Annotated in this window: 21 protein-coding genes and 6 tRNA genes; 26 read left to right on the top strand and 1 reads right to left on the bottom strand. The window is 44.0% G+C overall.

Translation table 11 applies throughout. The features are described from left to right. On the bottom strand, nucleotides 1–661 hold a 661-nt coding region (locus H8876_RS02355), incomplete at its 3' end, for a glycosyltransferase family 2 protein (RefSeq protein WP_249286365.1). Nucleotides 662–901: 240 nt separating this feature from the next. Between H8876_RS02355 and H8876_RS02360 the strand changes: the two genes are divergently transcribed. The 26 genes from H8876_RS02360 to H8876_RS02485 all read left to right on the top strand — a co-directional run. Then, nucleotides 902–2,245, top strand: a complete 1,344-nt coding sequence (locus tag H8876_RS02360) for a butyryl-CoA:acetate CoA-transferase (RefSeq protein ID WP_177264813.1) — start codon at nucleotides 902–904, stop codon at nucleotides 2,243–2,245. 206 nt (nucleotides 2,246–2,451) lie between these two features. After that, nucleotides 2,452–2,670 carry a 4Fe-4S dicluster domain-containing protein gene (locus tag H8876_RS02365; protein ID WP_177264814.1) on the top strand — a complete coding sequence of 73 codons (219 nt, stop codon included), beginning with the start codon at nucleotides 2,452–2,454 and terminating at the stop codon, nucleotides 2,668–2,670. Between the two features lie 13 nt (nucleotides 2,671–2,683). Beyond that, nucleotides 2,684–3,769 carry a 3-methyl-2-oxobutanoate dehydrogenase subunit VorB gene (vorB, locus tag H8876_RS02370; RefSeq protein ID WP_249286366.1) on the top strand — a complete coding sequence of 362 codons (1,086 nt, stop codon included), beginning with the start codon at nucleotides 2,684–2,686 and terminating at the stop codon, nucleotides 3,767–3,769. Next, a complete protein-coding gene (locus H8876_RS02375) occupies nucleotides 3,770–4,516 on the top strand; it encodes a thiamine pyrophosphate-dependent enzyme (protein ID WP_177264816.1) in 747 nt (248 codons plus the stop codon). 1 nt (nucleotide 4,517) lies between these two features. Next, the gene (locus tag H8876_RS02380; RefSeq protein WP_249286367.1) at nucleotides 4,518–5,051 is read left to right on the top strand and encodes a 2-oxoacid:acceptor oxidoreductase family protein; all 534 of its coding nucleotides are present in this window, start codon (nucleotides 4,518–4,520) and stop codon (nucleotides 5,049–5,051) included. A gap of 3 nt (nucleotides 5,052–5,054) precedes the next feature. Further along, nucleotides 5,055–5,747 carry an ATP-binding protein gene (locus tag H8876_RS02385; RefSeq protein WP_249286368.1) on the top strand — a complete coding sequence of 231 codons (693 nt, stop codon included), beginning with the start codon at nucleotides 5,055–5,057 and terminating at the stop codon, nucleotides 5,745–5,747. A 13-nt stretch (nucleotides 5,748–5,760) separates the two neighbouring features. Next, nucleotides 5,761–6,279 (top strand): nitroreductase family protein, encoded by a 519-nt coding sequence (locus tag H8876_RS02390; protein WP_249286369.1) that lies wholly within the window; start codon nucleotides 5,761–5,763, stop codon nucleotides 6,277–6,279. Nucleotides 6,280–6,442: 163 nt separating this feature from the next. Beyond that, nucleotides 6,443–7,351, top strand: a complete 909-nt coding sequence (gene nadA, locus H8876_RS02395; protein ID WP_249286370.1) for a quinolinate synthase NadA — start codon at nucleotides 6,443–6,445, stop codon at nucleotides 7,349–7,351. Between the two features lie 21 nt (nucleotides 7,352–7,372). Next, nucleotides 7,373–8,710 carry an L-aspartate oxidase gene (locus tag H8876_RS02400; RefSeq protein WP_249286371.1) on the top strand — a complete coding sequence of 446 codons (1,338 nt, stop codon included), beginning with the start codon at nucleotides 7,373–7,375 and terminating at the stop codon, nucleotides 8,708–8,710. Continuing rightward, a complete protein-coding gene (gene nadC, locus H8876_RS02405; protein WP_249286372.1) occupies nucleotides 8,710–9,570 on the top strand; it encodes a carboxylating nicotinate-nucleotide diphosphorylase in 861 nt (286 codons plus the stop codon). The genes H8876_RS02400 and nadC overlap by 1 nt, the downstream gene beginning before the upstream one ends. 48 nt (nucleotides 9,571–9,618) lie before the next feature. Then, nucleotides 9,619–10,143: a CarD family transcriptional regulator gene (locus H8876_RS02410; protein WP_249286373.1), complete on the top strand. Its 525-nt coding sequence runs from the start codon at nucleotides 9,619–9,621 to the stop codon at nucleotides 10,141–10,143. A 176-nt stretch (nucleotides 10,144–10,319) separates the two neighbouring features. Further along, on the top strand, nucleotides 10,320–10,847 hold the full coding sequence (locus H8876_RS02415; RefSeq protein WP_249286374.1) for a hypothetical protein: 528 nt from the start codon (nucleotides 10,320–10,322) through the stop codon (nucleotides 10,845–10,847). A gap of 15 nt (nucleotides 10,848–10,862) precedes the next feature. Beyond that, nucleotides 10,863–11,399, top strand: coding sequence for an RNA polymerase sigma factor (locus H8876_RS02420; protein ID WP_177265444.1), 537 nt, complete (start codon nucleotides 10,863–10,865; stop codon nucleotides 11,397–11,399). 117 nt (nucleotides 11,400–11,516) lie between these two features. Beyond that, entirely contained in the window at nucleotides 11,517–13,097 is a 1,581-nt protein-coding gene (locus H8876_RS02425) for a sodium:solute symporter family protein (RefSeq protein WP_249286375.1), read from the top strand. 84 nt (nucleotides 13,098–13,181) lie between these two features. Next, a tRNA-Met gene (locus H8876_RS02430) sits at nucleotides 13,182–13,258 on the top strand. A gap of 20 nt (nucleotides 13,259–13,278) precedes the next feature. Continuing rightward, nucleotides 13,279–13,354: transfer RNA gene (locus H8876_RS02435), tRNA-Val, on the top strand. 1 nt (nucleotide 13,355) lies between these two features. Then, nucleotides 13,356–13,432 (top strand) — tRNA-Asp (locus H8876_RS02440). A gap of 29 nt (nucleotides 13,433–13,461) precedes the next feature. Then, nucleotides 13,462–13,536, top strand: a tRNA-Cys gene (locus H8876_RS02445). Between the two features lie 5 nt (nucleotides 13,537–13,541). Continuing rightward, nucleotides 13,542–13,617 (top strand) — tRNA-His (locus tag H8876_RS02450). A gap of 33 nt (nucleotides 13,618–13,650) precedes the next feature. Next, a tRNA-Gln gene (locus H8876_RS02455) sits at nucleotides 13,651–13,725 on the top strand. 187 nt (nucleotides 13,726–13,912) lie between these two features. Next, nucleotides 13,913–15,172, top strand: a complete 1,260-nt coding sequence (locus H8876_RS02460; RefSeq protein WP_249286376.1) for an ATP-binding protein — start codon at nucleotides 13,913–13,915, stop codon at nucleotides 15,170–15,172. 16 nt (nucleotides 15,173–15,188) lie between these two features. Beyond that, entirely contained in the window at nucleotides 15,189–15,377 is a 189-nt protein-coding gene (locus tag H8876_RS02465; protein ID WP_249286377.1) for a DUF6219 family protein, read from the top strand. A gap of 1 nt (nucleotide 15,378) precedes the next feature. Next, nucleotides 15,379–17,070: a CoA-disulfide reductase gene (locus H8876_RS02470; RefSeq protein WP_249286378.1), complete on the top strand. Its 1,692-nt coding sequence runs from the start codon at nucleotides 15,379–15,381 to the stop codon at nucleotides 17,068–17,070. 407 nt (nucleotides 17,071–17,477) lie between these two features. After that, on the top strand, nucleotides 17,478–18,443 hold the full coding sequence (locus H8876_RS02475) for a helix-turn-helix transcriptional regulator (RefSeq protein WP_249286379.1): 966 nt from the start codon (nucleotides 17,478–17,480) through the stop codon (nucleotides 18,441–18,443). A gap of 3 nt (nucleotides 18,444–18,446) precedes the next feature. Beyond that, nucleotides 18,447–19,967 carry a type I restriction-modification system subunit M gene (locus tag H8876_RS02480; protein WP_249286380.1) on the top strand — a complete coding sequence of 507 codons (1,521 nt, stop codon included), beginning with the start codon at nucleotides 18,447–18,449 and terminating at the stop codon, nucleotides 19,965–19,967. Then, a partial coding sequence (locus H8876_RS02485) for a restriction endonuclease subunit S (protein WP_249286381.1) occupies nucleotides 19,957–21,058 on the top strand: 1,102 nt, incomplete at its 3' end. The genes H8876_RS02480 and H8876_RS02485, both read left to right, overlap by 11 nt.

A 21,058-nucleotide genomic window follows, 5' to 3' on the forward strand; every position in this document is an offset into this window, starting at 1 on the left:
ATGTGGTAAAATAATGGATAGCTTGATCCCAGTTTTCATGATATAGCAGCTCACGAGCATAATAAAAAGTGTCACGTAACGATAGAGTTTCGCCTTCTGCAAGCTGTTTCTTATATATAAGAAGATTTCGATCGCTGTAGGTGGTTTTAACAGAATAGTGAAAGATCGGGATGTCGAGACGCAATTTTGTGATTTTTTCAGGATGTGGATGCGTCAGTGTTTCGTGAACACGGCCTTCCCATGAAAATCCTGCGTGATTGCGGACAATACGCTCTCGATCAAAGGAAACAAGAGGTTTTCCCGCATCATCCCAGGCGGTGTAGTACGGCAGATAGATCATATCAGCGTTTTGAAAGTTTTTTTCTTTCCATGAAAGGAAGTCTGCCATATGTGAGACTTTGAACACATCGTCAGCATCCATCCAAAAAATATATTCTTGTGTTGCTTTGGAAAAGGAAAAATTTCGAGCAGCAGCAAAATCAGAGTTCCACGGGAAGGAGTAGAGCTTGCTAGTGTATCTGGCTGCGATTTTTTGCGTGGAATCTATGCTTCCGGTATCAACGATGATCGTCTCGTCGAACAATCCCTGAACACTCTCAAGACAGCGTGCCAGAACGGTTTCCTCGTTTTTTGCGATCAAGCAGAGGCTTATAGTAGCCATTGGAAAACCTCCCTGTTTTTATAATGAAAAAAAGATTTCCCGCAGGAGGTGGCGGAAAGCCTCTGTTTCGGGAGACTTTGCATATGGCAAACAAAGGTGTTGGAAAATACAGGGTGGACAATGCTGCAACCGTCCAGTCGCTGTACCATTTTTATCCAATTTTGCATTGACCCGTGAGCAGTGCGGTGATAAAATAATACATGAACTCAGGTATAGGAGTAGTGTTGAAGGAGATTTTAAATGGATTATCAAACACAATATAATCAGAAGCTGGTGACTGCTGATGAAGCAGTCAAGGTAATAAAATCCGGAGACTGGGTCGATTATGCCTGGACAACGGGAACTCCGGTAGCGCTGGATGCAGCGCTGGCAGCAAGAGCAGATGAACTGGAAGATGTAAAGGTTCGAGGCGGTATCCTGCTGTGGACTCCGGAAATCTTTAAAGTAGAAAATACGGCGGAACATTTTACATGGAACTCCTGGCATATGAGCGGGATAGAACGGCGGGCCATCAATGATGGATTTGCTTTTTACAGCCCTATGCGCTTTTCGGAGCTGCCGAAGTATTATAGAGAAAATATCAGACATCTGAACGTAGCGATGTTTCAGGTGACGCCTATGGATCGATTCGGATATTTCAATTTCGGACCGAATGCATCTCATTTGCAGGCGATTTGTGATGTGGCAGATGTTGTGATCGTAGAGGTCAATGAGAACATGCCGCGCTGTCTGGGCGGATTTGAAGAATCTATCCATATTTCTCAGGTAGATTACGTGGTGGAAGGCGATAACCCGCCGATCGGTGAGCTAGGTGCAGGAGCACCGGCAACGGAAGTAGATGAAAAGGTTGCCAGAATGATCATTGAGGAAATCCCGGATGGAGCGTGTCTGCAGATGGGGATTGGCGCGATGCCGAACGCTGTTGGTGCGATGATCGCAGAATCAGATCTGAAAGATCTTGGCGTACATACAGAAATGTATATCGACGCTTTTGCAGATATCGCTATGAACGGCCGGATCACAGGAAGAAAGAAGACTCTTGATAAGGGACGGCAGGTGTATGCGTTTGCAGCCGGAACACAGAAAATGTATGATTATCTCAATGACAATCCGGAATGTATGTGTGCGCCGATCGACTATACCAATTCAATTGAAAAAATCGCATCGATAGATAATTTTATTTCGATCAACAATGCAGTCGATGTGGATTTATATGGGCAGATCAACGCAGAAAGTGCAGGAACAAGACACATAAGCGGCGCTGGCGGACAGCTGGATTTCGTTATGGGAGCATATCTTTCCCGCGGAGGAAAAAGCTTTATCTGCTGTTCTTCTACATTTACATCGAAGGATGGGACAGTGCATTCGCGGATTCGGCCGACACTGGCAGAAGGATCCATCGTTACGGATACAAGAGCCAATGCTCATTATGTGGTTACTGAATATGGAAAAGTATGCCTGAAGGGTATGTCCACCTGGCAGAGAGCAGAAGCACTGATCGGGATCGCACATCCAGATTTCCGCGATGACCTGATTCGTGATGCTGAGAAACAAAAAATCTGGAGAAAGTCAAATAGACGATAACCCTCCCAAGGATATCGTATAAAAAACTAATAATATTACCTGTAAAATTTATGAAATTTTACAAAAGAAAAGAGCTTCCAAGCAAAACACTGCAAAGGAAGCTCTTTTTTTGATTTTTTGTGTCGCAAATGCAAAATAAATAGTATATAATAGTGGATGCTGACAAAAATTGAGTCAAAAGTATAATTATAAAGGAGTGAGCAGGGTTGGCTAAAGCAAAAGTTGTAATAAGAAAAGACAGATGTAAGGGGTGCGAGTTATGCATTTCCGTTTGTCCAAAACATATATTGGCTATTGATGATACGGAAGTTAATATCAATGGATATCACGCCGTGAATATCATCGCAGAAGAAGAATGCATTGCATGTGGCAGCTGCGGCATTATGTGTCCGGATGGTGCCATCAATATATACAGAGTTGAATAGAAGGAGCAAGGAAATGAGTACATCAGAAAAAAGATTAATGAAAGGGAACGAGGCGTTTGCCATCGCAGCGATCCGCAGCGGATGCAGATTCTATTTCGGATATCCGATCACGCCCCAAAATGAGATCCCGGAATATATGTCGAGAGAACTTTCTAAAGTGGGAGGATCTTTCATTCAGGCAGAGAGTGAGCTGGCAGCTGTCAATATGGCGTATGGCGCGTCGGCGGCAGGCGGAAGAGTGCTGCTGTCATCTTCTTCACCGGGGATCGCGCTGATGCAGGAGGGAATGTCTATATTCTGTTCTGTGCAGCTTCCGCTGGTGTTGTTAAATGTTATGAGAGGCGGTCCTGGAATCGGAACGATCCAGCCGTCCCAGGCAGATTATAACCAGGTGACTCGCGGCGGTGGGAACGGAGACTACCACATCATCGTATATGCACCCAGCTCCATCCAGGAAGCGGTGGATATGATCGGCAAAGCATATGAAGTGGCTGATGAATACAGAAATCCGGTCATCATTGCAGTAGACGGTATGATCGGTCAGATGATGGAACCTGTCGTATTGCCGGAAGATCAGGGCTATACAAGAGAAGAGGATATTCCGAAGAAAAAACCCTGGGCACTGGTGGGCCACAAGGATCAGAGAGATCGCAACGTCATAAAGTCTTTGCAACTGAAGCAGGAACTTCTGGAAGAAGAGATCATGGCGTACTGGCCGAAATACGAAAGAGCACAGCGCGAACTGCCGGAATACGAAGCAAGAAACCTGGACAAGGCTGAAGTTGTTTTCGTGGCGTATGGTTCGACCGCACGTGTCGTTTTAGAAGCAATGGAAATTTTGCAGAAAGAAGGTATTGAGGCTGGGCTGATCCGTCCGAAGACTCTCTGGCCGTTCCCGGATCAGGCATTTGAAAACCTGGGAGACAATGTGAAAAAAGTTATTTCCGTTGAGCTTTCTCAGGGACAGATGATCAATGATGTGAAGCTGGCGCTCAACGGAAGGCATCATGTGGATCTCATAAACCGTGTGGGCGGCATGCTGCTCAGCCCTGCAGAGATCGCAGAGAGAACTAAGACACTGATGGGAGGCACGAAATAGATGAAACCTGTTTTTGAATTTACCAAAGGCATGCGGGAAATGACCACGAGTTACTGCCCGGGATGCACGCATGGAATTGCACATAGACTGATCATGGAAGTATTGGAAGAAAAGGGCGCACTGGGGAATGCTATCGGTGTTTCTCCGGTAGGCTGCTCTATCGTGGCACACCAGTTCATGAACGTGGACATGATGGAATCTCCACACGGAAGAGCTCCAGCTGTAGCATCCGGCATCAAGAGAGTTCATCCGGATTCGTATGTATTCACATATCAGGGAGATGGGGATCTGGCGTCCATCGGAACAGGAGAAATCATCCACGCTGCCCATAGAGGCGAGAAGTTCTGTACGTTCTTCATTAACAACGCAATCTTCGGTATGACGGGAGGACAGATGGCTCCGACGTCATTGATCGGTCAAAAAACGACGACCAGTGTGGAAGGAAGAACGGTAGAGCAGGCGGGAGCGCCACTGCGTATTTCCGAAATGCTGGCGACCATAGACGGCGCTGTTTATGTGGAACGAGTTTCCCTGCATTCTCCGGCGGAAGTAAGGAAAGCAAAAAAAGCAATCCGGACTGCCTTTGAAGTGCAGGAAAAGAAACTGGGGTTTGCTTTCGTAGAGTTCCTGTCTACCTGCCCGACTAACTGGGGTCTTTCTCCGGTGGCTGCGCTGGACTTTATCAAGGATAAGATGATCCCATATTATCCGGTAAAAAATTTCAAGTCTGTGGAGGAGGTAAAGTAACATGGCGACAACGAGAATGCTGCTGGCGGGATTTGGAGGACAAGGTGTGCTGCTGATCGGCCAGATGATCGCATATAGTGCAATGTATGAAGAAAAAGAAGTTACCTGGATGCCTTCTTATGGACCGGAAATGCGCGGAGGAACTGCAAATTGTACCGTTGTAGTTTCCGATCGTCCGATCGCATCTCCGCTGCCGAGTTCTTATGACGTGCTCCTGGCAATGAATAAAGTTTCTCTTGAAAAGTATATAGATCAGCTGGTTCTTGGAGGAGATCTGTTTATAAATTCCTCCATCATCGATACGAAGGTGGAACGGGATGATATAAACGTTCATTACGTGGACACTATTGGACTGGCGGAATCTAAGATCGGTAATGAAAAAACGGCTAACATGGTTATGCTGGGAGCGATCCTGCGTATTACAGGCGTCGTAGAGAAAGCTGCGATGGCAAAGACCTTCGAAAAACTGATGACGGGAAGAAAAGCGAAGCTGATCGAGCCGAATATGAAGGCAATCGAGGCATGGGAAGGTTAAAGTATGGGAAAGGCTATAGCAGTACTTGGGCATTATGGAAGTGGGAAAACTGAGTTTTCTGTTAATTATGCCATGCATTTGAAAAGAAGCGGTGTAAAAACAGCCCTTTTAGATCTGGATATCGCTAATCCGTATTTTCGAAGCAGGGAGCGGCAGAAGATGCTGGAGGAGATGGGCATTTCAATTTATTTTAATGAATATGGATTTGATATTGCGGAAGACCTTCCGGCTATCACTGCGAAGATCCGAACTCCGCTTGAAGATGAAACGTGCACTACAGTAGCGGACATCGGTGGGAACGACAGTGGTGCACGGATCATGAATCAGTTTCGGAAATACTTCCTGGCAAAAGAGACAGAACGGTATCTTGTAGTCAATGCCAATCGCTTTGAGACGGATACTTTGGAAGGTGCTTTGTTTCATTTAAGAAGCATCGAAGAAGAGACAGGTCTTTCGATCACCGGAATCGTAAATAACACACATATGCTGACAGAAACAACAACAGATGATATACTGAAAGGGTATGAGTTGTGTCAGAAATTGTCGCGCAGCACAGGGATCCCGATCGTGTTCAGCACATGTGCGAAACACCTTGAAGATGAACTGAAGGCGCAGACGAAAGATGATCCGGACTTCAGAATTTTCCCCATGACGTTGCAGATGCGACCGTCCTGGCTAGATGTTCCGGTTGGATGAAAGGAGATTTGTTATGGACTTTTTAGAATTTGCAAAAGAGCGTTACTCTGTGCGTTCCTTTTCTCAACAGCCCATTGAAGATGAAAAAATGCAGAAGATCCTGCAGGCAGGGCAGGTGGCTCCGACAGCATTGAATTTTCAGCCACAGAAAATCTACGTTTTAAAGAGTGAGGACGCGCTGGAAAAAATTCGTTTTCTCACGAAGTATGCCTATAATGCACCGGTAGTCCTGCTTGTATGTGCCGATGAACGCAAGGCATGGCACAGTCGACACGATTTTGGATTCAGCTCCGGACAGATGGATGCAAGTATTGTCTGCACACATATGATGCTGGAAGCCTGGGATCTGGGAATCGGGTCTGTATGGGTCAGGGGATTCCGTGCGGATGAAGTAGCGAAGATGTTCCGGCTTCCGGATGAGATCAAGCCGGTATGCCTGCTTCCGATGGGGTATCCATCAGAAAAAGCGAAGCCAAATGAAGAACTCCATAATACCTACCGTCCTTTGGAGGAAATGGTAGAAGAACTGTAGCTGTTTAGCAGGCGTTTCCCAATGTAAGAGGAAGCGCCTGTTTTTTTGCAAAGCCCTTTGCAGCAAAATGTGTCAAGACACAAGTAAATATATAAGTCTTGTCAAAACGATGAAAAGGTGATATACTCAAGACAATTTGACATGTGAAAAGGAGTTCACCACAATGGAAGCAAAAATCCGGAAGATCCAGGAACTGAAAAAAGAAAAAAATGCAGTGATCATGGCACACTATTATGTACCGGACGAGGTACAGGATATCGCTGATTATGTAGGCGATTCATATTATTTAAGCGAAATGGCCACGAAGGTTGATGCAGAAATCATTGTTTTGTGTGGCGTTTCTTTTATGGGAGAGAGCGCTAAAATTTTAAACACAGAGAAAAAAGTCCTGCTCCCGGCTGCAGATGCGGACTGCCCGATGGCGCATATGGCCGATACAGAGCGAATTGCAGAAGTACGGGAGGAATATGAAGATGTCGCCGTTGTCTGCTACGTCAACTCTACTGCGGAATTGAAGGCTGCCAGTGATGTTTGCGTGACGTCATCCAACGCGCTGAAAATCGTTAAGGCGTTGCCGAATCAGAATATTTTCTTTATTCCGGATCAGAATCTGGCACACTACATAGCAGATCAGATCCCGGAAAAGAATTTTATATTTAATGACGGATTCTGTCATGTGCACCATAATGTACGGAAAGATCAGATCCTGGCAGCACGTGAAGCAAAACCGGAGGCACTGGTTCTGGTGCATCCGGAATGCAGACCGGAAGTGACAGAGCTTGCCGATTATGTAGGAAGCACATCCGGGATCATCAATTATGCAACAGAAAGTGATGCGAAGGAGTTTATTATTTCCACAGAAATGGGCGTATTTCACGAATTGCAGAAACGAAATCCCGATAAGAAATTTTATACCGCGGGCAATGTGCAGATTTGTCCGAACATGAAGAAGATCAGTCTGGACAAGGTGATCGCTTCATTAGAAAATGAGGAAACACAGGTTGAAATGGATGCTGAATTGATCCATGAAGCTCATGCACCGATGAAGCGGATGCTGGAGTTGTCAAAATAAGAAGAAAGGCGTGATAAGGTCATGAAAGAAAAATATGATGTGGTCATTGTAGGAACCGGTGTGGCAGGATGCTTTGCAGCGCTTCACCTGTCTGAGAACATGGATGTTCTGATGATCACAAAAGGTGATCTGGAAGAAAGCGATTCTTTTCTGGCGCAAGGCGGGATTTGCGTACAGAAGGACGATGATGATTACGATAGCTTTTATGAAGATACTATGCGTGCCGGCCATTATGAAAATCGTCCGGAGTCTGTTGATTTTATGATCAGCAGCTCCAGGTCAGTTATTGAGGAACTGATTCGATATGGCGTAGAATTTGAGCGGGAAAAACAGCAGCTGCGATACACGAGAGAAGGCGCGCATTCTACCAATCGAATTCTCTTTCACGAGGATATCACGGGAGAAGAAATCACCAGCAAGCTTCTTAATCAGGTGAAACAGAGAAAGAATATCCAGATTCTTACCCATACCACCATGCTGGATATTTTATGTGGAGAGAAAGGCTGCGATGGGATTTTGCTGAAAACGGCAGATGATCAGATAAAAGCCGTATTTGCGGATGACGTGATCTGGGCATGTGGCGGGATCGGAGGGATCTATGATAACTCCACTAATTTTCCGCATCTGACAGGGGATGCGGTGGCTATTTCTATTCGCCACGGAATACGCCTGAAAAATATCAGCTATGTGCAGATCCATCCAACGACCCTGTTTTCCAAAGATAAAGACAGACGATTCCTGATTTCAGAATCTGTAAGAGGCGAGGGAGCACATTTGTATAATAAGGATGGAGAACGTTTTGTAGATGAACTTCTTCCGCGTGATGTGGTCTCCAATGCGATTTTCAAGCAGATGGAAAAGGATGGCATGGATCATGTGTGGCTTTCATTTTTACCAATCAAGGATCTGGATGTAAGGACTCGTTTTCCACATATTTATCAACGCTGCCTTGAGGAGGGCTATGATATCACGAAAGACTGGATCCCGGTCGTTCCAGCACAACATTATTTCATGGGGGGTGTTGATGTGGATCTTTGCAGCCGTACTTCCATGAATCATCTGTATGCGGCAGGGGAAACTTGCTGCAATGGTGTGCATGGTGCGAACCGGCTGGCGAGCAATTCTCTGCTGGAGAGTTTGGTCTTTGCGGAAAGTGCTGCAAAGGATATAGTGGCAAAGAGGCTGGCAAACAATGCGGCAAGCCAGCGTTTTCAGGAGTATCTGGGCGAAGATCTGGCGGTTCTTGCAAAGGATTATGGACTGGATCTGGCGGCATTCCGGGATATGGAGCGCTATATGGATGAAAATAAGCGGAAGATTCGGGATGCCATCGTTAAAGATAAAAAGGAGACGGCATAATGAACAATACTATTACGTTAAAAATACAGGCGGATAAATTGATTCGCATGGCCTTGGAGGAAGATGTCTCCAGTGAGGATGTTACGACATGTGCAGTCATAGAACCGGATCGGCAGGCCAGAGCGGATCTGCTTTGTAAACAGGACGGTATCATTGCAGGACTTTCGGTGTTTGAACGTGTCTTTCAGATATTGGATCCGGAAGCAAAGGTGGAGTTCCGCTGCGAAGATGGAGACGCAGTCTTTAAAGGACAGCTTCTGGCTGTAGTGTCGGGAAATGCACATGCGATCCTTACGGGAGAACGTACAGCGCTCAATTATTTGCAGCGCATGAGCGGGATTGCTACTTATACGAATCAGGTCGTCTCTTTGCTGGAAGGCAGCAGTATACGGCTTCTTGATACGCGAAAGACGACTCCGAATATGCGGATTTTTGAAAAGTATGCAGTCAGAGTTGGCGGAGGATACAATCACAGATATAATCTTTCGGATGGAGTTCTGCTGAAGGATAATCACATCAATGCAGCAGGCGGTGTTGCTGAAGCGGTAAAAGCGGCACAGGAGTACGCGCCTTTTGTACGAAAAATCGAGGTGGAAACAGAGACTCTGGAAATGGTAAGGGAAGCTGTGGAAGCGGGAGCAGATATTATCATGCTTGATAACATGACTCCGGAGGATATGAAAAAGGCTGTAGAAATCACGGCAGGAAAAGCGAAAACAGAGTGTTCTGGCAATGTAACCAGGGAAAACATCGAAAACCTGAAAAAAATCGGTGTAGACTACATTTCCTGCGGTGCTCTGACCCATTCAGCTCCGATACTGGATGTATCGCTGAAAAATTTTTTTCCATACCCCCTTTGAAAAAAAGATGAAAAGTGACTATAATAGATACTAGGAGGTCACATAAAAATGAATAGAAACGGATTTGATATAGGGGAGTATGTATCTTATGGAATCAACGGGATGTGCAACATTGAAGATATAAGACCAATGCAGCTGTCTCAGAGTGTAGAGAAAATGATGTACTATATCCTGCGGCCGGAGTCCAATCCGAAATCGACGATATTTGTTCCGGTAAATAATCAGAAGCTGGTATCGAAGATGCGGGAACTGATGACAAAAGACGAAATAAATGCAATGCTGGTGCGGATGAAGGACAGAACGCTTGAGTGGGAAAAAGATGTGCGTTTTCGGACTGAAAGCTTTCACGAGATCCTGAACAACGGAGTGAATCAGGATCTGATCCTGATGATACGCTGTCTGCATCGTAAACGTCAGGAGCTGGTTCAGCTGGGGAAAAAACTGCCGGCACGGGACAGCAATACTTTGAAAACAGCGGAAAGGCTGGTGGAAGAGGAATTTGCCCATGTGCTGCATATCAAATGCGAAGAAGTTAGTGACTATATACGAGATGTTCTGGATCCGTCAGCGTAAAGAGCTGGCTGGAGAACAGTACAGTTATTAGAAATGAGAAGACTATCATATGGCTGAAGAACGGTCAATGGTAGTCTTTGTTTTATTTTGCAGAAGAGTGTCGAAAAAACGGGGAGGGTTATATTTGTAAACCGATTTACAGAATGGTAGGATTTTTGTGGAAAGGGGAAAGAGAAATGAAACGACAGGACAAGTTGTCAGTGTTACTCATGCTTGGGATACTTTGTCTGGTTCTTGTGAATGCAGGCGCTATCTATCATATGTGGCTCAACGGTGAGGGCAGGCTGGCTGAGATGAAAGGCGAAGACCCGGAAAAGCGTAGTGAATTGATCTTTCATGATGATACATCTATCACAAATCATGGCTCAAGAAAGCTTTGGCTGCGAGTCAGGATCATTTACAAAGATCCGTCTGATGAAAAACAGTGTCGTGTCGATTCAAAAGCGATAAAAGATGGCATCTGGGTAGAGGAGAATGGCTGGTATTATTACCGAGCTCCCGTAAAATCAAAAGAGAATACCAGACCGCTGATCGACAGACTTGTTTGCGGTGACACAGATCTTATGAACCAGGGCGTTCGTAGTTTTCGCCTGCAGGCAGAAGCTGTGGATGAAATGTGGCTTTCCCAAACGCCTTGCAGCGGACAGGAGGCATTTCAACTGTTCAACGATCTGGATCAGGAGGGAGCGAATTTAACTTTGTAGTAAGTGAGGTCCAATATGAATGGAAAAGAGAAGAAGGAGTTTTACCTGGAATACATCTACTCTCTTCGGATGGATGTGTATCGAATCATCAAAAGTGTGATCGGGGATGCGAATGTTACGGAGGAGCTGACGCAGATCGTGCTGGAAAAAGCCTGGCGTTCTATCGAATCGGTTCGCGACAAATCAAAAGCAAAGGAATGGCTGAAAGCGATCACGAGAAATGTTTTGCGCGATCACTTTCGCAGAGAAAAGCGAGAGTCGGGAAACTGGGCTAATGAAGATCCCTCGGCGGTCATTACGATAAAGATGGCGGATTATCTGGAACCGGATCCATTATCTATAGCATTGGAACGAGAGGCACAGAGCCAGGCGCTGGAGGCTGTGAGCTGTCTTGCGGAACGGGATAGAGAACTGATCTGGAAACATCTGATACAGGAGATCCAGCTGAAGGACATTGCACATGAAAAAGGTTTGAAGCCGGCAAATATGCGGAGGATCTACGCCATAAGTCTTCGTAATCTGAAGAGGGTGTATCAGGAAAAATTTGAATGAATTTATATCGAAGCTGATGTATTTATATACGGAAAAGCCTTGACTTGAAAGCAGATGAGTAGTAAAGTAAAATCCGGGTGTTAGAATAGAGAAATCAACGTTTGCAGGAGAGTCATTATGGGAATCAAAATAGGTATTTTAGTAGTATATTTTGCGATCATGGTGGGAATCGGGCTGTATTGCCGGAAACACGCCACAGACGTAAAAGGTTTTGTTCTTGGAGGTCGTTCCGTAGGTCCGTGGCTGACTGCTTTCGCTTATGGGACTTCTTATTTTTCGGCGGTTGTATTCGTAGGATATGCAGGACAGTTTGGGTGGAAATACGGGATTGCTTCCACTTGGATCGGTCTGGGGAATGCTATTATTGGATCACTGCTGGCATGGGTCATATTAGGGAGAAGAACGCGTATTATGACGCAGCATTTAGATTCAGCGACCATGCCGGAATTTTTCGGATCGCGTTTTGACAGTAAATCGCTGAAAATCGGAGCATCGGCACTGATTTTTATCTTTCTGATCCCTTATACGGCTTCGTTATATAATGGATTATCAAGGCTGTTTGCCATGGCATTCGATATTGATTTTACAATATGCGTTATCGTTATGGCTGTTCTTACAGGAATCTATGTAATTGCCGGCGGGTATATGGCGACAGCGATCAATGATTTTATTCAGGGTATCATCATGCTGTTTGGGATCTGTGCTGTGATTGCAGCAGTTCTGCAAAGCAAGGGCGGATTTACGGAAGCAATGCATTCCTTAGCAGAGGTGCAGGATCCAGAAGCAACTGCGATGAACGGTGCGTTTGCATCATTCCTTGGACCGGATCCGCTGAATCTTCTAGGTGTTGTTGTTTTGACGTCTCTGGGAACCTGGGGACTGCCGCAGATGGTACAGAAGTTTTATGCGATCAATAGTGAGAATGCGATCAAGAAGGGTACGATAATTTCCACGTTGTTTGCTGTTGTAGTATCTGGCGGATGCTATTTCCTGGGCGGATTTGGCAGACTGTTTTCAGATCAGGTGGATGTTGTGGCGAATGGATTCGACTCTATTATCCCAACGATGCTGTCTGGACTTTCGGATGCGCTGATCGGTCTTGTGGTTCTGCTGGTATTATCGGCATCCATGTCCACGCTTTCTTCGCTGGTTATTGCATCAAGCTCGACGCTGACGCTGGATTTCATCAATAAGAATTTCATAAAGGATATGAGTGAAAAAACACAGGTGCGCATGATTCGCGTGCTTATTGTGGTATTCATTTTGATTTCGGTCGTTATTGCTCTGATCCAGTACAACAGTTCGGTGACTTTCATTGCGCAGCTTATGGGGATTTCCTGGGGTGCATTGGCGGGTTCATTCCTTGGCCCGCTTATTTATGGCCTGTATTGGAAGAAGACAACGAAGAGTGGATGCTGGGCAAGCTTTATCTTTGGCGCAGGAACAATGATCCTGGTAATGCTGTGTCCGCAGATATTCCCGGCTGTCCTGCAGTCTCCGATCAATGCTGGAGCGTTTGCGATGATTGCAAGTCTGATCCTTGTGCCGGTCGTAAGCCTTCTGACTCCAAAGCCGTCGGACAAATTAGTGGATGAATGTTTCCGCTGTTATGAAGCACCTGCAACGGTTGCTTCCAAGGTAGCTTTGCCGGATGAAGAGGAGCTGGAAAAGCATGAAAAAAACCAGTCCAAAAAATAAAAAAATAAACTGCAAAATGGCTTGACATTATAGCTGCAAAATGATAATATAATTCCTGCGGCGGCGGAAAAGCTGCTGCAGTGTGGCGGTGTAGCTTAGTTGGCTAGAGCGTCCGGTTCATACCCGGAAGGTCGGTGGTTCGACTCCACTCGCCGCTACCATTTTTATAAGAATTGTTTATGGACGTTTAGCTCAGCTGGGAGAGCATCTGCCTTACAAGCAGAGGGTCATAGGTTCGAGCCCTATAACGTCCACCATGGTCCGGTAGTTCAGTTGGTTAGAATGCCAGCCTGTCACGCTGGAGGTCGACGGTTCGAGCCCGTTCCGGATCGCCAATTCTTATTCAGGGGCGCAAGCTCCTTGAGGCGACATAGCCAAGTGGTAAGGCAGAGGTCTGCAAAACCTTTATTCCCCGGTTCAAATCCGGGTGTCGCCTCCAATATGGTGGGTATAGTCAAGTGGTTAAGACAGCGGGTTGTGGCTCCGTTATGCGTGGGTTCGAATCCCACTATCCACCCCATTTGTAAACAAGTCAAACAATATAGATAAGCGTTGGGGTATCGCCAAGCGGTAAGGCAATGGATTCTGATTCCATCATGCGCAGGTTCGAATCCTGCTACCCTAGCCAACGAAAAGGCTCGAAGCGAAAGCTTCGGGTCTTTTGCATTTCCAGGGGAACTTCAGTGATTGCACATGAAGAACAGGGAAATTCCAGTTTATAAAATAAACGAAAAATCAAACGCAAATAAATACGTTTACTTTTTCGTTTGTTTTGATATAATAAAGGTACTAAAACAGTACTGGAGGTTTGGCAGATGAAAGAGACCCGTTCGTTTGAAGTGAAAGAGCGAGTAACAAATACATTTTTAAAGACAGTCAGCGCATATGCCAATTTTGGTGACGGGATCATCCGGTTTGGCATTACTGATGATGGCAAGTTTGTTGGGATAGAAGATGCTGGTAATGCATGTCTGGATATAGAAAACAGAATAAACGACAGTATTTCTCCGGTGCCCGATTATTGGATATCTGTGGATGATGATACGAATGTCATTACATTGGAAGTAAAAGAAGGAATCTATAAACCGTATTATTATAAATCAAAAGCTTACAAGAGAAATGATACGGCAACGATCGAAGTGGATCGTCTGGAGTCGAATCGTCTTATTCTGGAAGGTGAAGATCGTTCGTACGATGAATTAGCATCCGATGTGAAAGATCTCGAGTTTACGATCCTTGAGGGCAAGATGAAAGAGCAGCTCGGTATCAGTGCTATCAGTACAGATATACTCAGGACTATCGGAGTACTTGGTGCAGACGGGAAATACAATAACGCAGGGGTTTTACTTGCTGATAAAAATGGAACATATGGTATCGACTGTGCACGTTTTGGGGAAACGATAGATATAATACTGGATCGTGAGATTTTCGAACACAGATCGATACTTAAACAGTATGATGAGGTGATAGAACTTTATAGAAAATATTATCAGTATGATGAAATCAAAGGTGCAATCAGGGAGACGGTTGAAACCATTCCGGAAAAAGCGTTCAGAGAAACCATTGCAAATGCACTGGTGCACAGAGCCTGGGATGTGAGGTCACATATCAGAGTAGCAATGTATGAAGATCGCATTGAAGTTTTTTCACCAGGAGGACTGCCGAAAGGCATCACCAGGGAGGAATATCTCAATGGACAGATCTCTGTGCTGCGTAATCCGATCATCGGCGCTGTTTTTTTTCGGTTGAATATTATAGAAAGTTTTGGAACGGGCGTTCAGAGGATAAATGCAGCATATGCAAGCAGCAAGGCAAAACCGATACATGAGTTTTCCGAGAATATGATCAAAGTAACTTTACCTGTGATCACATCCGGTGGCGATCTTACTGGCGATGAGAAAATCATTTACGACAGCATGGACAGGCTTGGAAAAACAAGTTCTCAAATCGCTAAGGCGGCAGGGTTCGGCAAAAATAAGACGTTAAAGCTATTGGGGATACTTGAGAAAAAAGGATATGTGATAAAGACAGGTAACGGCAGAGGAACGAAATACTCAACAAATTACAGTTTGTGAAAAAGGGAGGAATTTTATGAAAGCACATAAATATTGGTCAGTAGGAGCATTGATCACAATGACGGGTACGTTTTACACTGGTTATAAAGGGCTAAAACCAAGTCACAAATACTTTGCTTTAAGTTCTATGTTTTGTATGGCAATGGCGACGTATACAGGGCATAAAATGATTTCCGGGAATAGGAAAGAAAAGGTGGAAAAATAAGATGAAGGTAGTAATCGTAGGAGGTGTAGCAGGTGGAGCTACAGCCGCAGCAAGGATACGCAGATTGGACGAACATGCTGAAATTACTGTATTTGAAAGATCTGGATACATATCTTATGCAAATTGTGGGCTCCCATACTATATTGGAGATGTAATCACAGACCCGGAAGACCTTACATTACAGACACCAGAGAGTTTCTTTAAAAGATTTCGTATCAATATGAAGATCCATCATGAAGTTATTTCTATACATCCGGATCGTAAGACTGTTTCAGTGAAGAATTTGGAAAATGATGAAATATTTGAAGAAAATTACGATAAGCTTATCCTTTCTCCAGGTGCAAAGCCTACACAACCGAACCTTCCGGGAGTAGGTATCGATAACCTTTTTACACTGCGTACAGTAGAAGATACTATCCAAATCAAGGAGTATATTAATAAGAATCATCCTAAATCTGCTGTGCTGGCTGGTGGTGGTTTTATTGGTTTGGAGTTGGCAGAAAATTTGAGGGAGCTTGGCATTGATGTTACTATCATCCAACGTCCTAAGCAGTTAATGAATCCTTTTGATCCGGATATGGCATCCATGATCCATAATGAAATGAGAAAACATGGGATAAAACTGGCATTAGGCTATACGGTAGAAGGATTTAAAGAAAAGAATAATGGAGTAGAGGTTTTATTGAAAGATAATCCATCTCTTCATGCTGATATGGGAGTACTGGCAATCGGAGTCACACCGGATACAGCACTAGCAAAAGAAGCCGGTCTGGAACTTGGCATCAAGGGAAGCATCGTAGTGAATGACAGAATGGAGACTTCAGTACCGGATATTTATGCTGCGGGGGATGCAGTTCAGGTAAAACATTATGTTACTGGTGATGATGCGTTAATTTCTTTAGCGGGACCTGCAAATAAACAGGGAAGGATCATCGCTGACAATATTTGTGGTGGTGATAGTTGCTACTTGGGTAGTCAAGGAAGTTCAGTAATAAAAATATTTGATATGACAGCAGCCACTACAGGTATTAATGAAACCAATGCCAAAAAGTCAGGATTAGATGTGGATACAGTAATTCTTTCTCCTATGAGTCATGCCAGCTATTATCCTGGTGGCAAAGTGATGACCATGAAGGTGGTTTTTGAAAAAGAGACTTATCGCTTGCTCGGTGCCCAGATAATTGGATATGAAGGGGTTGATAAACGTATTGATGTGCTGGCAACAGCGATTCATGCAAGGCTGAAGGCAAGCCAGCTGAAAGATCTTGATCTTGCATATGCACCACCTTACTCCTCTGCAAAAGATCCTGTAAATATGGTTGGATTCATGGTAGACAACATAGAAAAAGGAATCTTGAAACAGTGGCATTTGGAGGATGTGGATACGATTCCCAAAGATGGAAGTGCTGTGCTGGTGGATGTAAGAACTGCAGATGAATTCAGCAGAGGGTGTATTGAGGGATTTAAAAACATTCCTGTAGATGAACTGAGGGAACGTATCAAAGAGATCGAAAAGGGAAAGCCGGTTTATCTGATCTGTCAGAGTGGACTGCGCAGTTATATAGCCAGTCGTATTCTGGAAGGGAATGGTTATGAGACATATAACTTCTCTGGTGGATTCCGTTTCTATGATGCAGTGGTTAATGACCGTGCATTGATTGAAAAAGCCTATGCATGTGGAATGGATTATTAAGAAGAAATAGTGAGAAAAAACTTATTTAAGTAATGTGTTATAAATAAGTTTGAGGTAATTGATATGGGCTGTCTCAAACATTAGAAAAACTGAATAATATTTACATCGAATAAGACAGTAGTCGAAGAAAAACGGCTGCTGTTTTATTTTAATCAAAAAAAACAATGATGTCATGATGCACGGGATCATGATATCAAGGGAATGTCTGGAGAAAATGCAAAAAAGCATTCGAGCAGGGCGTTTTGGGATAAAAAGATGATATAGGACAAAGCTGGGGAATCAGTTACCCTAGTTGCCCGGATTTTGAGGCGTTTTGATTTGTATAGATCCTCAGTCTATGGTATAATTTTCTTTGTAGTAGATAACAGCCGGGCAGCTTGAAAATGCAAAGTTTGGGGAGATTTGGAATGGATACCAGCAGCACGAAGAAAAGAATGCTCCTGATACTGGAGCTGTTATATAAAACGACGGATGAAAGCCATCCTGTCAGCACAGTGGAAATCATGGACTATTTAGCAGGGAAAGGGTTTCAGATAGACAGGAAGACACTTCGCAGTGATCTCAGACTGCTGATATCGATGGGATACGATATCGTGGTAGTTAAAAGCTCTCCCAATAAATACTTCTGGGGAGAGCGTACATTCGAGATACCGGAGCTGAAAATGCTACTGGATGCAGTGTCGTCGGCAAGGTTCATATCGGAAACGAAAAGCAAACGGCTCACAAAAAAGATCATGTCACTGGCAGGTATGCAGCAGCGAGAGCAGCTGAAAAGGCATGTGCGTGCCATCGGAAAAACGAAAGCCGATAATAAAGGGCTGTATTACATCATCGATACCATAACGGAAGCTATAAACCGGAAAAAGAAGATCAGCTTCCAGTATACGGAGTACAACGGCAGGAAAGAGAAGATCCTGAGAAACGACGGTGAGGTCTATATACTCAGTCCCTATGTGCTTTACTGGAATGAGGATTACTATTATGTCCTCGGATATTCTGATAAGCGTGAGACAGTCACGGCCTTCCGGATCGACAGGATGAAAACACCGAAGATAATGGAAGAAGATGCTGTACCAAAACCTGAGGGTTTCGATGTGTCTGCATACTCCAATAAGGTGTTCCAGATGTTCGGCGGCGAAGAAACCACAGTGGAACTCGAGTGTGACACGTCACTGATGAAATACGTGATCGACCGCTTCGGTATTGATGTGGAGACTGAGGAACTGTCAGAAGATAAGTTTCTCGCAAAAGTCCCGGTAGACCTGAGTCCGACCTTTTACGGCTGGGTGTTCCAGTTCGGCGGAGGGATCAGGATCATAGGACCGGAGGAAGCGGTGGGAGCATATAAAGAAATGGTAGATAAAGCGAGGTAAAAAATGGCTAAAGCTAAGACAAATGCGAATATAGGATTTGAAAAAGAATTGTGGGATGCTGCGTGTGTCCTCTGGGGGCATATCCCGGCAGCGGAGTACAGGAAGGTTATTATTGGTTTGATCTTTCTGCGCTATATCTCCAGTGCATTCGATAAACGATATAATGAACTGGTAGAAGAAGGGGATGGCTTTGAAGATGACAGAGATGCATATACAATGGAGAATATTTTCTTTGTACCAGAGGAAGCAAGATGGAGCACCATTGCTTCTGCAGCACATACTCCTGAAATCGGGACGGTGATCGATAATGCTATGAGAGCAATTGAGGCAGAAAATAAGAAACTTAAAAATGTATTGCCTAAGAACTATGCCAGCCCAGATCTTGATAAACGAGTTTTAGGTGATGTTGTTGATATTTTTACAAATAAAATAAAGATGGAGGATGCCGAACATAGTGAGGATTTATTAGGCCGAACGTATGAGTACTGTATTGCACAGTTCGCAGAAAAAGAAGGTGCCAGTGGGGGCGAGTTCTACACACCATCAAGCGTAGTAAAGACTTTGGTTGAAATCCTCAAGCCTTTTGAAAACTGTCGTGTATATGACCCGTGCTGTGGGTCAGGCGGAATGTTTGTGCAGAGTTCAAAATTTATAGAAGCTCACAATGGTAAGAGAGGAGCGATATCTGTTTATGGACAGGAAGCTAATGCGGATACATGGAAAATGGCACAAATGAATATGGCAATCAGAGGAATCGATGCAGATTTCGGACCATATCAGGCAGATACTTTTACAAATGATTTGCATCCTACATTAAAGGCTGATTTTATTCTTGCAAATCCGCCTTTTAATTATCATCCATGGAATCAGGAAAAACTTCTGGATGATGTACGCTGGAAGTTCGGAATTCCACCGGCAGGCAATGCCAACTATGCGTGGATACAGCATATGATTCATCATCTTGCACCTAATGGGAAAATCGGACTTGTTCTTGCCAACGGAGCATTATCAACACAATCCAGCGGGGAAGGTGAAATCCGTCGTAAGATCATAGAGGCAGATTTGGTTGAAGGCATTATTGCTATGCCGACACAGCTGTTTTATAGTGTAACGATTCCGGTGACTCTGTGGTTTATTACAAAAAATAAAAAACAGAAGGGTAAAACACTGTTTATTGACGCACGTAAAATGGGACACATGGTTGACCGTAAACATCGTGATTTTGATGATAAGCCGGGCGGAGACATAGAGAAACTTGCCAAAACTTTTACAGAATTCCAGGAAGGAACATTGGAAGTAGTAAAAGGATTTTGTGCTGTTGCAGATATTGAAGATATAGCAAAGCAGGACTATATTCTTACTCCCGGCAGATATGTAGGGATTGAAGAACAGGAAGACGATGGAGAACCATTCGAGGAAAAGATGAAACGACTTACATCTGAGCTTTCAGGTATGTTTGAAAAATCACATGAGCTGGAAGAAGAAATTCGCAAGAAACTGGGGGCGATAGGGTATGAATTTTAAGACATATACAATGGAAGATGCCTTAGAAGTAATTATTGATTACAGGGGTAAAACACCTAAGAAATCAGAATCAGGAATTCCTACACTTAGTGCAAAATCAGTAAAAAACAATCACATTGATTATTCATTGTGCTATTATATATCCCCTGATGAGTATAAGCGGTTTATGGTACGGGGATTTCCAAAAGTTGGAGATGTTCTTTTGACAACAGAAGCTCCTATGGGAATGGTAGCAAGACTTGACCGAGATGGTGTTGGCATTGCACAGAGATTATTGACACTTCGAGGAAAGGCAGATGTTCTGGATAATGAGTATTTGCTATATTTCCTGCAATCTTCTATTGGGCAGTCATTATTGAAAGCTCGGGAAACAGGTACAACTGTGACAGGCATAAAACAAGCCGAATTCAGAAAAATACAAATAGATATCCCGGAAATCGGTGTTCAAAAGAAAATTGGCGGGTTTCTGGGATTGTTAGAGCAGAAAATAGAACTTAATAACAAGATAAATAAGAATTTAGAGCAGCAAGCTCAAGCTATATTCAAGTCGTGGTTTATTGATTTCGAACCATTCAGTAATCGAAAGCCAAGCGACTGGTCGGTATCAACGCTTGGTAATATTTCTATAATGGGTGCAGGTGGAGATAAACCTCAAAATGTATCCCCAATAAAAACTGATTTGTATGAATATCCGATTTACTCAAACGGATTGAGCAATGAGGGGCTTTACGGATTTACTGACAAACCTAAAATATCCGAAGAAAGCGTGACTGTATCAGCTCGTGGAACAATAGGTTTTGTGTGTTTGCGTCATATTCCTTATGTGCCAATCGTGCGTTTAGTAACTCTGATACCAAAAACAGAAATTGTTTCTGCAAAATACCTCTATTTATGGTTAAAACAGCTTCACATTACTGGAACAGGAACGACGCAACAACAACTCACAGTACCTGATTTTCAAAAGACAGAAATACTTGTTCCCTCGCAAGAAATAGTGACACTATTTACAGCTACGGTTGAGCCAATCTTTGAAAAAATATGGGCTAATCAGAATGAAAATGAAAAGCTATCCTCTTTGCGTGATACATTAC

It is taken from the genome of Lentihominibacter faecis (genome assembly GCF_014306095.1).
Classification (GTDB): domain Bacteria; phylum Bacillota; class Clostridia; order Peptostreptococcales; family Anaerovoracaceae; genus Lentihominibacter; species Lentihominibacter faecis.

Bases quoted from the DNA above. Each gene is read 5' to 3' on its own strand.
- H8876_RS02360 (WP_177264813.1), top strand. From the start codon at position 902: ATGGATTATCAAACACAATATAATCAGAAGCTGGTGACTGCTGATGAA.
- vorB (WP_249286366.1), top strand. From the start codon at position 2,684: ATGAGTACATCAGAAAAAAGATTAATGAAAGGGAACGAGGCGTTTGCC.
- H8876_RS02375 (WP_177264816.1), top strand. From the start codon at position 3,770: ATGAAACCTGTTTTTGAATTTACCAAAGGCATGCGGGAAATGACCACG.
- H8876_RS02380 (WP_249286367.1), top strand. From the start codon at position 4,518: ATGGCGACAACGAGAATGCTGCTGGCGGGATTTGGAGGACAAGGTGTG.
- H8876_RS02385 (WP_249286368.1), top strand. From the start codon at position 5,055: ATGGGAAAGGCTATAGCAGTACTTGGGCATTATGGAAGTGGGAAAACT.
- H8876_RS02390 (WP_249286369.1), top strand. From the start codon at position 5,761: ATGGACTTTTTAGAATTTGCAAAAGAGCGTTACTCTGTGCGTTCCTTT.
- nadA (WP_249286370.1), top strand. From the start codon at position 6,443: ATGGAAGCAAAAATCCGGAAGATCCAGGAACTGAAAAAAGAAAAAAAT.
- H8876_RS02400 (WP_249286371.1), top strand. From the start codon at position 7,373: ATGAAAGAAAAATATGATGTGGTCATTGTAGGAACCGGTGTGGCAGGA.
- nadC (WP_249286372.1), top strand. From the start codon at position 8,710: ATGAACAATACTATTACGTTAAAAATACAGGCGGATAAATTGATTCGC.
- H8876_RS02410 (WP_249286373.1), top strand. From the start codon at position 9,619: ATGAATAGAAACGGATTTGATATAGGGGAGTATGTATCTTATGGAATC.
- H8876_RS02415 (WP_249286374.1), top strand. From the start codon at position 10,320: ATGAAACGACAGGACAAGTTGTCAGTGTTACTCATGCTTGGGATACTT.
- H8876_RS02420 (WP_177265444.1), top strand. From the start codon at position 10,863: ATGAATGGAAAAGAGAAGAAGGAGTTTTACCTGGAATACATCTACTCT.
- H8876_RS02425 (WP_249286375.1), top strand. From the start codon at position 11,517: ATGGGAATCAAAATAGGTATTTTAGTAGTATATTTTGCGATCATGGTG.
- H8876_RS02460 (WP_249286376.1), top strand. From the start codon at position 13,913: ATGAAAGAGACCCGTTCGTTTGAAGTGAAAGAGCGAGTAACAAATACA.
- H8876_RS02465 (WP_249286377.1), top strand. From the start codon at position 15,189: ATGAAAGCACATAAATATTGGTCAGTAGGAGCATTGATCACAATGACG.
- H8876_RS02470 (WP_249286378.1), top strand. From the start codon at position 15,379: ATGAAGGTAGTAATCGTAGGAGGTGTAGCAGGTGGAGCTACAGCCGCA.
- H8876_RS02475 (WP_249286379.1), top strand. From the start codon at position 17,478: ATGGATACCAGCAGCACGAAGAAAAGAATGCTCCTGATACTGGAGCTG.
- H8876_RS02480 (WP_249286380.1), top strand. From the start codon at position 18,447: ATGGCTAAAGCTAAGACAAATGCGAATATAGGATTTGAAAAAGAATTG.